Annotated in this window: 13 protein-coding genes and 2 tRNA genes; 5 read left to right on the top strand and 10 right to left on the bottom strand. The window is 72.9% G+C overall.

Annotated features, from left to right (window positions below; genetic code table 11):
• Positions 1–104 precede the first annotated feature (104 nt).
• Complete coding sequence (locus tag QCZ28_RS21165; RefSeq protein WP_279518262.1) at positions 105–947, bottom strand: alpha/beta hydrolase; 843 nt, start codon at positions 945–947, stop codon at positions 105–107.
• 247 nt (positions 948–1,194) lie between these two features.
• Positions 1,195–1,773 carry a TetR/AcrR family transcriptional regulator gene (locus QCZ28_RS21160; RefSeq protein WP_279518261.1) on the bottom strand — a complete coding sequence of 193 codons (579 nt, stop codon included), beginning with the start codon at positions 1,771–1,773 and terminating at the stop codon, positions 1,195–1,197.
• A 163-nt stretch (positions 1,774–1,936) separates the two neighbouring features.
• Here QCZ28_RS21160 and QCZ28_RS21155 point away from each other — a divergent pair, with 163 nt between their 5' ends.
• Positions 1,937–3,508 (top strand): histidine kinase, encoded by a 1,572-nt coding sequence (locus QCZ28_RS21155; RefSeq protein WP_279518260.1) that lies wholly within the window; start codon positions 1,937–1,939, stop codon positions 3,506–3,508.
• Positions 3,508–4,185, top strand: coding sequence for a response regulator transcription factor (locus tag QCZ28_RS21150; protein ID WP_279518259.1), 678 nt, complete (start codon positions 3,508–3,510; stop codon positions 4,183–4,185). Before QCZ28_RS21155 ends, QCZ28_RS21150 begins: the two co-directional genes overlap by 1 nt.
• Before the next feature lie 36 nt (positions 4,186–4,221).
• Here QCZ28_RS21150 and QCZ28_RS21145 read toward each other — a convergent pair whose 3' ends face one another.
• From QCZ28_RS21145 to QCZ28_RS21125, 5 genes are all read right to left on the bottom strand, one after another.
• The gene (locus QCZ28_RS21145; RefSeq protein WP_279518258.1) at positions 4,222–4,992 is read right to left on the bottom strand and encodes an ABC transporter permease subunit; all 771 of its coding nucleotides are present in this window, start codon (positions 4,990–4,992) and stop codon (positions 4,222–4,224) included.
• The gene (locus QCZ28_RS21140; protein ID WP_279518257.1) at positions 4,989–5,909 is read right to left on the bottom strand and encodes an ATP-binding cassette domain-containing protein; all 921 of its coding nucleotides are present in this window, start codon (positions 5,907–5,909) and stop codon (positions 4,989–4,991) included. The genes QCZ28_RS21145 and QCZ28_RS21140 overlap by 4 nt, the downstream gene beginning before the upstream one ends.
• Before the next feature lie 89 nt (positions 5,910–5,998).
• A complete protein-coding gene (locus tag QCZ28_RS21135; RefSeq protein WP_279518256.1) occupies positions 5,999–6,847 on the bottom strand; it encodes a polysaccharide deacetylase family protein in 849 nt (282 codons plus the stop codon).
• 24 nt (positions 6,848–6,871) lie between these two features.
• Positions 6,872–8,062, bottom strand: coding sequence for a cytochrome P450 (locus QCZ28_RS21130; RefSeq protein ID WP_279518255.1), 1,191 nt, complete (start codon positions 8,060–8,062; stop codon positions 6,872–6,874).
• 9 nt (positions 8,063–8,071) lie between these two features.
• Positions 8,072–8,740 (bottom strand): 50S ribosomal protein L11 methyltransferase, encoded by a 669-nt coding sequence (locus QCZ28_RS21125; protein WP_030336114.1) that lies wholly within the window; start codon positions 8,738–8,740, stop codon positions 8,072–8,074.
• Between the two features lie 150 nt (positions 8,741–8,890).
• Here QCZ28_RS21125 and QCZ28_RS21120 point away from each other — a divergent pair, with 150 nt between their 5' ends.
• A complete protein-coding gene (locus QCZ28_RS21120; protein WP_279518254.1) occupies positions 8,891–9,781 on the top strand; it encodes a hypothetical protein in 891 nt (296 codons plus the stop codon).
• Positions 9,782–9,847: 66 nt separating this feature from the next.
• Here the strand turns inward: QCZ28_RS21120 and QCZ28_RS21115 are convergent, their stop codons facing one another.
• The 3 genes from QCZ28_RS21115 to QCZ28_RS21105 form a co-directional block, all read right to left on the bottom strand.
• Positions 9,848–12,778, bottom strand: a complete 2,931-nt coding sequence (locus tag QCZ28_RS21115; protein ID WP_279518253.1) for a M36 family metallopeptidase — start codon at positions 12,776–12,778, stop codon at positions 9,848–9,850.
• 141 nt (positions 12,779–12,919) lie between these two features.
• Complete coding sequence (locus tag QCZ28_RS21110) at positions 12,920–13,501, bottom strand: TIGR03086 family metal-binding protein (RefSeq protein ID WP_279518252.1); 582 nt, start codon at positions 13,499–13,501, stop codon at positions 12,920–12,922.
• 83 nt (positions 13,502–13,584) lie between these two features.
• The gene (locus QCZ28_RS21105) at positions 13,585–14,187 is read right to left on the bottom strand and encodes a TetR/AcrR family transcriptional regulator (RefSeq protein WP_278138192.1); all 603 of its coding nucleotides are present in this window, start codon (positions 14,185–14,187) and stop codon (positions 13,585–13,587) included.
• A 387-nt stretch (positions 14,188–14,574) separates the two neighbouring features.
• Here QCZ28_RS21105 and QCZ28_RS21100 point away from each other — a divergent pair.
• Positions 14,575–14,647: transfer RNA gene (locus QCZ28_RS21100), tRNA-Gly, on the top strand.
• 34 nt (positions 14,648–14,681) lie between these two features.
• A tRNA-Cys gene (locus QCZ28_RS21095) sits at positions 14,682–14,752 on the top strand.
• Positions 14,753–14,754: the final 2 nt, after the last annotated feature.

Raw genomic sequence — 14,754 nt, 5'->3', positions numbered from 1 at the left:
CGGGCCGGGCTCCGCCCCGGTTGCCGGCCGTGGTCGGCCCGCAACCGGGGATGCCGGAGGTCAGAGCGCGGAGGGCTCCGGACGTCGGAGCGCGGCGGCTGTGGTCACGCGGCGGACAGGAACCGGTTGACCTCGCCGGCGAACTCGTGCGGGTACTGGAAGAGGAACCCGTGGTTCGCGTTCGGGTAGATGATCAGCTCGGCGTTCGGCAGGTGCCCGGCGAGCAGGTACGAGTTGGCGGTGGGCACCAGGATGTCGTGGTTGCCGTTCGCCACCAGGGTGGGCTGCTGGATCGCGGCCAGCCGGTCGAGCATGGCGGCGCTGGGGATGCCCCAGTCGGCGATGGCCTCGGCCTGCGCGTCCCGTACGGCGAGTGTCGTGGGGGCGTCGCGGTCCTCCTGGCGGGTGAAGATGCGCCCGACGTACTCCATGCCCTTGGCCCGGCTCTCCTCGGTCGGGGCGAAGAAGAGGTAGAGCAGGTCCTCGGCGTCCTGTGCCTCCCGGTAGGCGTGTCCGCGGGTCTCTTCGGACCAGGCGTGGAAGCCACGTCCACCCTGCGGCCCGGTGCCGGCGAGGATGAGCCGACGCACCAGGTAGGGGCGCTGCAGGACGACGCTCTGTGCGACGAATCCGCCCAGTGAGAAGCCGAACAGGTCGACGGTGGTCAACGCGAGCGCGTCGATGAACGCGATGGCGTCCCGGGCGAACTCCCGTACGGTCGTGGGCACCTGCCCGGTCGATCCGCCGACCCCGCTGGCGTCGAAGAGGATGACCTCGCGCTCGGCGGCGATGTCGTCCACCAGTGCCGGGTCCCAGATGTCGATGTTGCCCCGGAAGCACTGCAGGAAGACCACCGGCGTGCCACCTGCCTTGCCGAATCGCCGGTATGTGTAGGTCGTCCCGCTGTCGGCCTGCACGGTCTGGTTGGGCGCGGTGAGCATTGACATGGTTCTTCTCCCGTTCGGATCGATCCAGCTGAGGTCGGCGGCCCGCCGGGTTCGGCGCATTCCCGGGGCGCTCGCCATCTGGGCGAACCCCGACCGCTCGTTTAGATGACAAACATAATCTATCACGGGCAGTAAGATTGGCTACGTAATCTAAATCTCAGCTGTGCGGGCGAAGCGGCGGGGGCGCGCGGCAACCGAGCCTCGGGGCGGTGGTCGCCGGCCGGGCTCTGGATCGAGCGGGGTTGACCTACCGCGTGAGGGCGTCGCGGACGACGTCGAGGATCTCGTCCGACAGTGGTGTCCCACTCGTCGCCCGGGCCAGGGTGAGCGCCCCGACCATCGACGTCAGATCGACGATCGCCCGCCGACGGGCCTCCTCGCCCTCCGCGTCCTGGTACTCGGCGACCTGGCCGAGAATGGACTCCAGCCCGGCCACGTACGCCTTCCGCAGCGGTCCTTCGGTCGGCCCTCGGGCGGCGTCGGAGGCCAGCGCCGTGATGGAGCACCCGTCGCCCGGCGAGTCGCGGTGGGTGGCGGCGAGGTACTGGGCGAGGAGTTCGGCGCGGGCCTCGGTCCGGTCCGGGAACTCGCCGAGGAGCTTGTCCAGCAAGCTCTGGATCTCGTGGTGCGCGGTCCCGGTGGCGATGCCCACCAGCTCTTCCTTCGAGCTGAAGTGCTTGTAGAAGCCGCCGTGGGTGAGCCCTGCCGCCGCCATGAGGTCCTGCACGCTCACCCCGGCCGCGCCGCGCTCCCGCAGGAGCCGGGATGTCGCGGCCACCACCTCTTCGCGATGCTTCGCCGCGTCGGCACGTGACGATCTACCCATCGAGCGTCTCCTTCCGCGCTGTCCGTCGGGCGAACCCGCACCGTTTAGATTAGCTCGCTCATCCAAAGGCGGGTCGATGACTGGCAGGTCGCGGCGGGAGAGCTGCCGAACACCTGACTTTCGTCGGTGTCCGGGCCTGGTGCGCGTGGGTAGCCTGGCCGCCGTGCGGATCCTCCACTCCGCGCCGCCGGGTTGGCCGCACCGGCGGCGTCGCCTGCTGCTGGACGTGCTGCTCTGGGCGGTGGTGGCTGCCCCGGTCGGCTACGCCGGGATCAGCCCGCCCTATTCGCGGTACGCCTTGCCGCTGCTGGTCGGCAACCTGCTGGTGCTCACCGCGGCGGTGGTGGCGAGCCGACGTCAGCCGTTGGTCTCCCTGGTGCTGGTGGTGCTCGGGTCGTTGGTCGACGGCAACTTCCTGTTCGCCATTCCGGTCTTCAGCTATCTCGCCGGGCGGCGCAGCGCCACCGTGGGTCCGTCGATCATGGTCTTCGTACTGATCACGGCCGGTGGCACTGTGCTCAACCTGGGGCTGCTCGGTGCCGGCGCGGCCACCTGGTTCCTGCTCGCCTCGGTGCTGCTCTTCGCCGCCGTCTTCCCCTGGCTGGTGGGCCGGTACCGCCGCCAGCAGCAGGAGCTCGCGGAGGCGGGTCGCCGGCACGTCGACGCGCTGACCCGCGAGCAGCGCGGTGCCGCCGAGCGGATCCGGCTGCGGGAGCGGGCTCGGATCGCCGGGGAGATGCACGACTCGCTCGGTCACGACCTCAGCCTGATCGCGTTGCGCGCCGCCGCCCTGGAGGTCGCCGCGGACCTGGACGACAAGCACCGGACCGCGGCGAGCGAGTTGCGGGCCAGCGTCTCCACGGCCACCGAGCGACTGCACGAGATCATCGGCGTGCTCCGCGAGGAGGGTGGCGCGTCGCTGCGTCCGAGTGGGGAGACCGTCGCCGACCTGGTCGACGGTGCCCGGGAGGCCGGCATGGCGGTGCGGCTGGACGCCGCCCCGGCGGTGGCGCAGCTGCCGGCGATGACCGCTCACGCGGCGCACCGGATCGTCCGTGAGGCGCTGACCAACGCGGCCCGGTACGCGCCCGGCGCGCCGGTCGACGTCCGCCTCACCCGCGACGGTGACCGGGTTGAGGTGACAGTCGTCAACGACGCCCCGTCGGCCGGCCCGCTGCCCGCCCCGCCGTCGCAGGGCAGTGGGCTGCTCGCCCTCGCCGAGCGGGTCCGTCTCGCCGGCGGGACGCTTGCGGCCCGCCACCGGGCCGAGGGCGGTTTCGCGGTACGGGCGGTGTTGCCGGCCACCGCGCCGACGCCAGAGGCGATCGGGTCAACCGTGGAGGTCGGGCCGACGGCGTCCTCCGACGAGCGACCCGGTCCGGCGGAGGGGCCGGTGGACGCCGAGCGGCGGCTGCACGACGCCCGGCGGCGGGTCCGGCGCAGTCTGCTGGTGGCGCTCGTCGCACCTGTCGGTTTCGCCCTGGTGCTCTCGTTCGTCTACTACCCGGTGGCGACCGCCGGCACGGTGCTGGACCGGGCCACCTTCGACCAGCTGCGCGTCGGCGCGCCCCGGTCGGAGCTGGTCGGGCTGCCCCGGCGGCAGTTGGAACGCCCCGCCGCCACCGACCGGGCCGGCTGCGAGTACTACACCGACGGCAACTTCCCCCTCGCGGAGCCCACCTGGCGACTCTGCTTCACCGATGACCGGCTGGTCAGCAAGGAGTGGATCGCGTAGTGGACACCGACACGACGGGGGCGCCGCCGATCCGGGTCGTGCTGGCCGACGACGAGGCGATGATCCGGGCCGGTGTCCGGGCCATCCTCGCGAGTGACCCCGGCATCGAGGTGGTCGCCGAGGCCGGCGACGGGCACGCGGCGGTGGAGCTGGTCCGGGCCCACCGACCCCGGGTCGCGCTACTGGACATCCGGATGCCGCGACTGGACGGGTTGGCCGCCGCCGCCGAGATCCGCCGGGTCGTGCCGGACACGTCGACGATCATGCTGACCACGTTCGGCGAGGACGACCACGTGGCACGGGCGCTCGGGCACGGTGCCAGCGGGTTCCTGCTCAAGGCCGGCGACCCGCGTGAGCTGATCGCCGGTGTGCACGCCGTCGCCGACGGCGGGGCGTACCTGTCGCCGACCGTGGCCCGCCGGGTGATCGAGCTGGGGGCCGGGCGGTTGGCCCGCCGGCCGGCGGCCCGGGACCGTACGGCCGGGCTGACCGAGCGGGAACGGGAGGTGCTGGCCCTGGTCGGGGCGGGCCTGTCCAACGCCGAGATCGCCCGCCGGCTGCACCTCGTGGAGGGCACCGTGAAGAGCTACCTGACCAGCATCTTCACCCGACTGGATGTGCGCAACCGGGTGCAGGCGGCGATCCTCGCGTACGAGGCGGGGTTGGTCGACGGCTGAGCGGGGGCCGGTCGGCCCCCGCTCAGCGCGCGGGTCTCAGGCGTCGCGGCGGCGCAGCGCGGACCGGCCCAGCAGCAGCGCGGCGCCAGCCCACCCGGCGAGCACGAGCAGCCCGACCACTGGTGGGTACGGCTCGGTGTCGCCGGCCAGGAAGTGCCCGCCGGCCACGCCGGGGAACACGTCGGCGATCCGGTTCAGCACATCGATGTCCGGCTCCTGCAGCGACAGCGGCACGATCATCAGGGTGGCGAGGAGCACGGTGAGGGTGAGCACCGCGCTGCGCAGCGCCGCGCCGAGGCCCAGCGCGAGGACGCCGATGAGCGCCAGGTAGGCCGCCACCGCCACGATGTCGCCGATCGTGCCGGCGGCCGGGGCGCTGCCCCACTCGCCGAGCACCGGCCGGGCGACCAGCGCGCCGACGCCGCCGAGCAGCAACCCGAGCGCGAAGGTGACGGCGCCGGCGACAGCGGCCTTGGCCAGCAGCACCCGACCGCGGGACGGGGTGCACTGCAACGTCGTCCGGATGGTGCCACTGGTGAACTCCGCGGTGATCGCGAGCAGACCCAGCGCCAGCACCACGTACTGGGTCAGCTCGACCGAGTCGATCAGCACGCTGCCGACGGTGACGATCCCCCGGTCGTCGGTCGGGTCGTCGTTGGTGTTGTCGTTCGCCGCGTAGATGGCCAGTTGCCCGGCGCTGGCCGCCATCACCAGCAGCCCGGCCAGCGCCGTCCACCAGGTGCTTCGGACGGAGGAGAGCTTGGTCCACTCGGCGGCCACGACGCCGTGCCGGCTGATGGTGCTCATCGCGCCGCACCCCCGGCGTACTCGACGCTGTCGGCGGTCAGCTCCATGAACGCCTGCTCCAGCGACGCCGCCTGCGCGCTCAACTCGTGCAGGCGTACCCCCAGCTCGTGGGCCAGGTCGCCGACCTGGTCCGCGGTGACGCCGGTGACGGTCAGCTCGTTGCGGTCGGCCGCCTCGACGCCCGCCCCGGCGGCGGTGAGGCGCGTGGCGAGGGCGGCCAGGCCGTCCGGGTGCGGGCTGCGGACCCGGACCGCGACGGTGCCGCGGGCGATCACCTCGCCGATCGGCGCGTCGGCGAGCAGCCGTCCCCGGCCGATCACCACGAGCTGGTCGGCGGTGAGCTGCATCTCGCTCATCAGGTGGCTGGAGACGAAGACGGTGCGCCCCTCGTCGGCGAGTGACCGCATCAGGTGCCGCACCCAGCGCACCCCGTCCGGGTCGAGGCCGTTCACCGGCTCGTCGAACATCAGCACCGGCGGGTCGCCGAGCAGCGCGCCGGCGATGCCGAGCCGTTGGCCCATGCCGAGGGAGAGCGTCCGACCCGGCTTGCCGGCGGCCCGTCCGTCCAGCCCGACGGTGTCCAACACCTCGTCGACCCGACGGATCGGAATGCCGTTGCTGTGCGCCATGGCCCGCAGGTGCGCCCGGCCGGACCGGGCCGGGTGGATGGCCCGGGCGTCGAGCAGCGCGCCCACCTCGTGCAGCGGCCGGCGCAACTCCCGGTACGCGCGCCCGCCGACCAGCGCCTGCCCGGCGGTGGGACGGTCCAGCCCGAGGACCATCCGCATGGTGGTGGACTTGCCGGCGCCGTTGGGGCCGAGGAAACCGGTGACCCGGCCGGGCGCGATGTCGACGGTCAGCGCGTCGACAGCGACTGTCGACCCGAACCGTTTCGTCAACCCACGTAATGTGATCATGCGCTGACGCTAGGCGGGCGGGCTGCCGCCGCACCGCGCCCGAACGGCACCACCCACCCCCGACCTTCGTCAGGTCGTTGGCGGGCTGATCACCGTACGTACTGCTCCAGCAGCGCCGGGGTGAGCCCGGCCCGGTGGATCGCCTTCAACGCCGCGAGCAGGTCGTCCATCAGTGCCGGCCGGAAGTGCATCAGCAGCACGTCGCCGGGTTGGACCACCTTCTCCGGGGTCTGGTAGCGCACCTTTCCCTCGTGGACGGTCTCCGTCCAGTGGAAGACGGCCTTCGCGCCGCAGTCGTGCGCGGCCTTCAGCGTGGTGCTGTCATGCTCGCCGAACGGTGGCCGGAACAGGGTGGGCCGCTTGCCGAACAGCCCCTCCAGCCGGTCGGCGGCACCGCAGATCTCCTGCCGCTGGTAGTCGTACGACCGGCCGGCCAGCGAGTTGTGCGCGATGGTGTGGTTCTCCACCACCCCGCCCACCGCCTCGATCTGCCGGAAGTAGTCGGTGTGCTCGGCCGCCGCCGGCGAGTTGAGGAACATGGTGACCGGGATGCGCGCCTCCCAGATGAAGTCGATCACCCCCGGTGGGCGGGCCAACCCACCGTCGTCGATGGTGATGAAGGCGACCTTCTGGTCGGTCGGCAGACGGTGCCAGAACGGGGCCGAACCGGTCGCCGGCAGCGGCACCGGCTGCGGCAGCGGCGCCTCGGGAAAGGTCGGCACCTGGGACACGTACCAGGCCAGGCTCTTGAACGCGGGTTTCGCTGTCACCGACGGCGACACCGACGGGGTCGCGGCGGACGCGGACGGGGTCGCCTCGGCGGCGGTGACCTGCCGGGCGTGGGCCGGGTGGCCGGGGCCGACCGCGCAGCCGGCCAACGCCAGCAGGGCCAGAAGCGTGACGACAGCAGGGATCCGACGGGTGGGGGTGGCTGACACGCCCGGAAACATACCGAGTTGGTGTCAGGATCCGGTCAGCCCGGTGACAGTGCCGCGGCGGCGGACCACGAACGCGTCCGGCATCCGGAAGGTGAGATTGTCCGGGCACCAGGGCGGACGGAGCACCGTCACCCCGTCCAGCAGCGGCGCCGCCTCAGCCACCACCACCGCCGCCTCCATCCGCGCCAGCACGTCCCCGACGCAGCGGTGCGCGCCCGCCCCGAATGCCAGGTGTCGGCGTGACCCCCGCTGGCCCGGACGGAACTCGTCGGGCGACTCCACCACCGCTGGATCCCGACCGGCGCGGCCCAGCCACAGCACCAGGCTACTGCCCGCCGGTACCACCGTCGCGCCCAGCGTGCTCTCCGTCGCGGCCACCCGTCGCCAGGTGACGATCGGTGGTTCCAGCCGCAGCCCCTCCTCCACCACGTCGGCCACCGCCACCGCACCGGTGCGCAGCCCGGCCCGCACCGCGGGCTCGCCGGCCAGCCGGTGCAGCAGCAGGGTGAGGAACTGCGAGGTGGTCTCCTGCCCGGCGACCAACAGGAAGAACAGCGCGCCCACCACCACGTCCGGCGGGTGCCCGGCCGCGCGCAGCTCGGCGGCCAGACCGCCACCGACGGCCGCGAAGTCCCGCAGTACGTGGTGGAACCGGCCCACCTCTTCGGCGAGCGCCACCTGCCGGTCGGCGTCCAGCGGTGCCCAGAACAACTCCAGCGCGGCGCGGGCGAACTCCTTGACCGCCGCCACCGGCGCGTCCGGCAGCTCGACCAGCCGGGCCAGCACCAGCAGCGGTAGGTCGGCGGCGAGGTCCGCGTACAGGTCGACCGGCGCGCCGGCGTCGAGCGCGGTGCCGAGCCGGGCGACCCGGTCCCGGACCAGCGTGGTGAGCCACTGCCGCTGCGCGGCGACCCGGGTGGGATGCAACGCCGCAGCGACGATCGCCCGGATCTGCGGGTGGCTGTCGCCCGAGTTGTTCGCCAGGGTCGGCGGCAGCCGGAACCGGTGCCCGGCGAGCACCCGCAGCGCGGTCACCGGCATCGGCGTCACCGCGTCCAGGGCGTTGTCCGGCCGGTAGGTGACCGGGTCGGCGAGGACCTGGCGGACCAGCGCGTGCCGGGTCACGACCAGATGGGTGCCGCCGACGTGGTCCGGCACCCGGGCCACGTCCGGCCATGCGGGGTCGGCCACCTGCGCCCAGCTGCGGAACAGCACCCGGACACGCTAGCCGGAGGCCCCCGGTAGCCCGGTCCGCAGCCGCCAGACGGTGGTGCGCTTCACCCGCACGCTCTCCAACGCCTCCGGCACCGGCACGTCGTACGCGGCCAGCTCGTCGAACCGGTCCCGGGGCAGGAACGCCCGGCCGGGGTCACCGACCAGCGCCGGCGCGCCGGCCCGCGCGGCGCGCAGCAGGAACCGCAGCACCCGACGGGCCATCGCCTCGCTGTAGAAGACGTCCCCGGCGAGCACCACCTCGGCGTCCCCGGCGTCGCCGTCGAGGATGTCGCCGAACTCGGCGTCGACGCGTACCCCGTTGGCCTCGGCGTTGAGGGCGACCGCCGCCACCGCCAGCTCGTCCACCTCCACCGCGCGTACCGACGCCGCGCCCGCGCGGGCGGCGGCGATGGCCACCAGGCCGGAGCCGGACGCGAGGTCGAGCACCCGGCGGCCGGCGACCAGCTCCGGATGGTCGGTCAGGTAGCGGGCGAGGGCCTGCCCGCCGGCCCACGCGAACGCCCAGAACGGCGGCGGCCGGTCACTGGAGAACTCGCCCTCGGTCAGCTCCCACAGCCCGATCGGCTCATCCGCCTGGTGCAACAGCACCTCGGGCACGAAGGGGACCGGGGCCAGCCGCGCGTGCAGCCGGACGAAGGTGCTGGAGAGCTCGGACACCGCGTGATTCTCCCAGCGGCCCGACTACCGGCGTGTCGCGGGGGAGTGGTGACCGGTTCACCACTGTCGGTGAAAACCCACCCCGTCCTTGCCGCCCGGTGCGAACACACCCGTCTGGTCCGGCCCACGTCCCGCTTCTAGCGTTGCCAGGTGGAGGCGACCGAACGGAGGACAGCGGTGGTGACGGTGTGGCGGTACGCACTGCGGGCAGGGGTGGTGCTGGCCTGTCTGAGCGGGGTGGAGCTGGCGGCGGCCGCCCCGGCACAGGCGGCCTTCACCACCGAGATGAGCGGCCTGCCGGGCCGGTTCACCGCCGGTGAGCAGGTGCGGACGATCTCCGCGGTGGTCTCCCAGACGGACCGGCGCGGCGGGTGCGCCAAGGTGCGCTGGTCGATGGTGCTCACCGTGCAGGGCCTCCGACTCGACCAGGTGAAGATGGACCGGGTGGAGGAGACCGGCGACTTTCCGCTGGAGATCCGCACCGAGGGTGACGTGGCCCGGTTGACCGACCGGCAGCTCGACCCGGGCACGCTCTGCCCGGGGCGCACGGTCACCGCCCGCTACCGGGTGGCCTTTGACGAGGACGTCACCCAGGGGCGGGTCACCCTCGCCGCCGAGGCGTACGACGCCAACCTGCGCCTGCTGGCCCGGCAGACCGCCACCCGCTCGGTGGTGGGGGTGGGCGGCGTCCCGACCAGCAAGCCGAAGCCGACGAAGAGCCCGCCGGAGCCCACCGAATCCGCGAGCGCGCCGATCGACGACGAGAGTGCGGCAACGGAGGAGCCGGCCGCCGACTACCCGGCCGACGCCGTGCCACCGTCGGCCGACCGCCCGGTGTCGCAGTCCAGCGCGTTCGGCGTGGTGCAGGTCGCGTTCCTGCTCGGCGGGCTGCTGCTCTTCCTCGGGGTGGGGCTGCTGCTGCGGTTGCGGCAGCTGACCCGGGCCGCAGCCGGGGAGACCGGCGACGCCGACGACCCCCCGGTGGACCGGCGCTGGGAGCGTCCGGCCGTCGCCGACCCCTGGCGTCGGGCGCACCGCTGATCGGAGGCGGTGGGGCCGGCGGAGTGCCGCCGGCCCCACTGTGTCACGTCGCGAACACCTGGAACGTCACTTCGCGAACGCCTGGAACTCGGCGATCCTGACCTGGCTCCGGGACGGGCTGGCGGTCGCGCAGTCCGTCGTCGTGGCCGGGTCGTCGTCCTGCTCACCCGCGTAGTGCGGGCCACCGGTGCACTGGCTCGCCAGCACCTCGAGTCGCAGGTGGGTGGCGAGGGTGGTGGGTACCGCGAACGTCCGGAGGTTGATGTCCCGGCTGTACGCCCGGTACGCCCCACCGGGGAACGCGTCCGCCGCACTGGTGTAGATGCGCTGCCAGCGCGCCGGGTCCGCGCAGTCGGTGGTCGTCGCGTTGCAGGCGGACACCGCGAACGAACGCAGCGCGGTGAGCGCGTTCTGCGCGCCGGTGTCGGCGTCGCCGGTGATCGCCGGGCGCAGCATGGCGCTGACGTTCACCCGCTTGACCGTCTGCGGGGTGCCCCCGGGCAGCGCCACGGTGAGCTGCCGGCCGGCGACCCCGTCGAGGGACGCCCAGTTCGTCGCCTCGGTGTCGTCGACGACCCGGTCCAGGTTGACCCCGTCACCGCTGACGGTGGCGCCGGACGCGGCGGAGGCGAGGTTGCGGCTCATCCGCAGGTCGATGTACCCGTCCTGACCGGCCTTGGCGACCACGCTGAGCCGTTGGTGCCCGAAGCCGGGGGCCACGGCGAGCAGGTCGTAGGTGCCGGCCACCATCTCCACGGTGTCCGGGATCGGCGTCGCCGGGTCGGTGTCGGCCACCGGCACGGCCCGCGCCTCGTACGCCCCCACGTACACGCGGATCGGCGCGTCGGCGCTGTCTCCCCGTGGGCGCAGGGTGAGCGTCGCGTTGTCACCGCGCGGCGAGGCGAAACTCGGCGTCGGGTCGGTGTCGCCGGCACCGTTGGTGGCGGCGTCGCGGCCCATCCCGGAGCGGGCGAACTCGGCCCAGATCAGGTCCTGGTTCGCGCCGCCGAAGCGGAGCAGGTCGGCGGTGAGCATGTTGTCCCGCATGTCGAGCATGCTGACCTGGCTGGCGGCCTGCAAGAGGAACGAGTCGAAGACCAGCTGCGACCAGCGTCGGTTGCCCGGGCACTGATCCGCCGCGACCTTCCCCAGTGCGCAGTCGAGCTGCCGTTGCGGGGTGCCGAGGCCGTACCGCTTGACCAGGGCGGAGCGGACCCGGAAGTTGGTGGCGCCCCAGATCTCCCCGTCGGCGTGCACGGCCGGGCCGGCGGTGTTGTAACCGATGTCGGAGTAGTTGAGCGGGCTGCGGCTCAGGTCGTAGTTGCGGATGCCGCTGACCAGGTTGCCGGTGACGTAGCCACCGGTGATGAAGGGCGTCTCGCCGGGTGCGCGCAGCCCGTGCTGGAAGAGGTACTCGGCGGCGAGCAGGTCGCCCCACGACTCACCCATCGACCCGCCCTGGTGGCCGCTGATCCCGCTGTCCGGGCCGGCGATCATCCGGTTGGTGATCGCGTGGGTGTACTCGTGGCCGATCACCGTCATGTCGTAGTCGCCGTCCACGCACGGCGGGTACGGCCCGCCGGCCTGCGGCTGCCAGAGGTACATGTTGGTGGTCGGCGGCAGCCCGTCGCGCGGGGTGCCCTGGTTGGCGTTGTTCCGGTTGCCGCTCAACGCGCCCTGCTGGGCACGGCCCTGCTCGGCGTCACCGCCCAGCCCGGACGGGGTGAGGTTGACCGCCTGGAGGTTCCACGCCGACTCGGTGAAGCCCAGCTGGTACGACCAGTCGTGCATCCGGTTGTGCATGGCGAAGAGGTTGGCGATCGACGCGTCCGCGTCGTTGCGCTGTGCGGAGGTGAACACCTCCGGGTTGCACTTCGCCTGGTGCCACTGGTCGGTGAAGGGGTACTCGTAGCGGCGTTCCGGGCTGGTGGGGGCCGGCACGACCGGGGTGTTGGCGCCCCAGGACAGCACCGTGTTGGCCGAGTTGCCGCGCGAGGTGAAGGTCGGCGTGCCGCTGGCCGCGTCGACGTCCCACGGTTGGCCGGTGGCCGGGTCGCGCCAGGCCGCCTGGCAGCCGGGTGTCGGGTCGCCGCACCAGCGCACCCGGGGATCCTGCCCGGGGCCCAGGTCGCGGGGCGGGGTGGCCGGGAAGACCGCCCAGCTCGGGTTGTCGGAGTCGTAGTCGACCAGGTCCTCGCGGACCAGCACCTGCCCGGTTTCACCGTCCACGTAGCTGGTGAACGCGGCCGGATGTTCGGTGTCCGCCCCGATCATGGTCACCTCGTAGGCGGCGCGGGGTCCGTCCAGCGGGGTGGGCACCGCCACCTGGCGGATGGTGTGGCTGGCCACCGCGCTGGCGGTCAGCTTGGCGTCGACGAGCGCGGCGGCGTACGCCTGCTCGGGTGTGCGGGTGGCCGGAGCCGGCGTGCCGGTGTCGCGGGCCAGCGAGGAGCTGACCGAGAGCACCGCGCCGTCGGCGACCGCGAGGGTGACCAGGCCGTCCGGCCCGGCGGGCAGGTCGCCGAAGCGTTGCCGGAGGGTGACCACCGTGCCGGTGCCGATCGGCCGGACCAGCACCCGTTCCATGGTGGCCACCGTGGCGGCGTCCATGCCGAACAGGTCGGGGTTGGCGGCCAGGTAGGCGCGGGCGGCGGCCTCCGGATCGGCGGGCAGCCCGCTGGCGAGCGGGGTGCGACCGGGGCCGAGCGCCTGTGGGGTGCCGAGCCGGTTCCACCGCACGTCGGGGTCGACGGCGCGGGCCTTGCCGCGTTGGCGGGCGTCAGGTGCCGCCGTACCGGTGCGGTTGTCGGCGTCGGCGGGCACGTGCCCCTCGGCGAACGGCCCGGACCGGCGCTCGGCGGACGCCGCGCCGCCGGTGGGCGCCGCGGTGCTCACGCCGGTGGGGAGCAGCGCGGCGACCGTCGCGGTTGTCGCCAGGATGGCGATGAGCCGGCGTCGACGCCGGCTCATCGGGGGTGACCACTCCGGTTGTGGCACGGGACCTCCTCGTGGGAGCGGGGTGGTCGGCGGGTAGCCGACCACAGATGCGCGGTGACGCATGCGCATCTGTGGATATCAGTCTCCCGAGGTCACGGCAAGGTCCCGAGCCGTTGTCGCACGAACAGATCGAAGGTTTGCTCAGGCGCTCGGCGCCCAGTCGGGGTCGCGGCCGAACGCGGCCAGCAGGCGGTCCTGCTCGTCGGCGTCGTCGGGCACCCGTACCCCGGTGTGGACCAGGTTGTTGCGCTGGTAGGCGTCGATCTGGCCGGCGAACCACCGGGCGGCGGCGCGCACCGCGTCCGGGTCGAGCTGCGGCTGCGCGCCGATCGCCACCGCCACGTCCCAGCCGTGCACGAGGTGCTCGGCGAGGAGTTGCTGGAGGTACTCGGTAGCCGGTGTGTCGCCGCTGGAGAGGTGCACGGTGCGGTCGATCGTGCCGGGGTGGGTGGCGGCGATCTCGGCCTGTGCGGCGGCCTCCCGCGCCGTGGCGATCGGGTCGGTGCCGAGTTGGTCACCGTCGAGCCGGTCGCCGACCTCCTCGATGGTCCGCCCGGCGAGCAGTGGAACGCTCCACCGGTCCTCGGTCACCACGTGGTTGACCAGCGTGCGGACGTCCCAGTCCGAGCACGGTGTCGGGTCGGACCACTGGCCGGGCTCGATCTGGTCCACCCGGTCGATGAATTCGGCCAGGCTCCGACGGTACGCCTCCAGTAGATCCATGCTGCCGATTGTTCCGGTCGGCGGGACGTGCCGAGTCCGTTTTGCCCGGCCTGGTGCGGCGGATCGGTGCGGGGTCGCCCGGCTCAGTCCAGGTCGGCGGGGTCCAGGCCGAGCTCTCGGGCGGTGACCAGCCGGACCCACTCGCCGAACTGCCGGCGGGAGATCACCCGGTCGTGCACGGCGAGTTGGACGGCAAGCCCGTCCATCACCGCGCTGATCCGCCAGGCGGCCCCGTCGGGGTCGGCGCACTGGAAGGTGCCGTCGGCGACCCCGGCGGAGATCACCGCGGCCAGGTCCTGTCGCCAGCGCAGGTCGAGGCGGCGGGAGACCTTCTCCAACTCGGGGGTGCGCAGGGATTCCGACCAGCCGTCGATCCACATCGACCAGGAGGTCGCCCGCCCGGCCGGGGTGTAGAGCTTGAGGATCCGGCGGAGCTTGGTCAGCGGCGGGGCGGAGGAACGGGTCACCGCGTCCAGCCGGGCCAGGTCCTGTTCGACCGCGTACGCGAAGGCCTGCGCGAGCAGCCGCTCCTTGGTGGCGAAGTGGTAGAAAACCAACGCCTGACTCACGCCCGCGGCGTTCGCCACGTCCGCCGTCCGGGTGTTGGCCAGACCGCGCTCCACGATCACGTCGCAGGCGGTGCGCAGCAGGGCATCCAGGCGGATCTCGGCCGCACGTCTCGTCACGACCGTTACCGTAGCCCATCTGATCGAACACGAACAGTTACCACCGCGCGTCGATCCGCGCGCTGACAGTCGGAAGCCGGACACTTCTTCCAGGTGTTCTCGGTCGTTTCTTGGAGAGCGTTCGTCGAGGTCTGCCGCCCGGTGCCCGGGCCCGGAGGCATCGACGGTCGGGTGTGCGACCAGATGATGACGATGATTGCCTAGTGATGTCGGAGGGTGACGGTCGGCGGGGGTTTCGGGCATCAGGTCAGCCCCCTAGGAAGCCCGCCGGAGGTGACTCCGGTCCAGCCCCGACCACCCGGGACGCGCCGAGGCGACCCCGAGTTGGCAGTCAAACACCTACTCGGCTAAAGTTCTCATCCGTCACCCGGGAACGTCCGGGGGCGTGCGGACGTAGCGCAGCTGGTAGCGCATCACCTTGCCAAGGTGAGGGTCGCGGGTTCGAATCCCGTCGTCCGCTCGGAGATGCCGCCACGCATGACGGGGGCAACCTCGGTGGGGTGGCCGAGAGGCGAGGCAACGGCCTGCAAAGCCGTGTACGCGGGTTCAAATCCCGTCCCCACCTCG

This window comes from Micromonospora sp. DH14 (genome assembly GCF_029809455.1).
In the GTDB taxonomy this organism is placed as follows: Bacteria; Actinomycetota; Actinomycetes; order Mycobacteriales; family Micromonosporaceae; genus Micromonospora; species Micromonospora parva.
This window is presented reverse-complemented; position numbering and strand designations above follow the sequence as displayed.

Excerpts from the sequence above, each read along its gene's own strand:
- QCZ28_RS21165 (WP_279518262.1), bottom strand. The coding sequence starts at position 947 with ATGTCAATGCTCACCGCGCCCAACCAGACCGTGCAGGCCGACAGCGGG.
- QCZ28_RS21160 (WP_279518261.1), bottom strand. The coding sequence starts at position 1,773 with ATGGGTAGATCGTCACGTGCCGACGCGGCGAAGCATCGCGAAGAGGTG.
- QCZ28_RS21145 (WP_279518258.1), bottom strand. The coding sequence starts at position 4,992 with ATGAGCACCATCAGCCGGCACGGCGTCGTGGCCGCCGAGTGGACCAAG.
- QCZ28_RS21140 (WP_279518257.1), bottom strand. The coding sequence starts at position 5,909 with ATGATCACATTACGTGGGTTGACGAAACGGTTCGGGTCGACAGTCGCT.
- QCZ28_RS21110 (WP_279518252.1), bottom strand. The coding sequence starts at position 13,501 with ATGGATCTACTGGAGGCGTACCGTCGGAGCCTGGCCGAATTCATCGAC.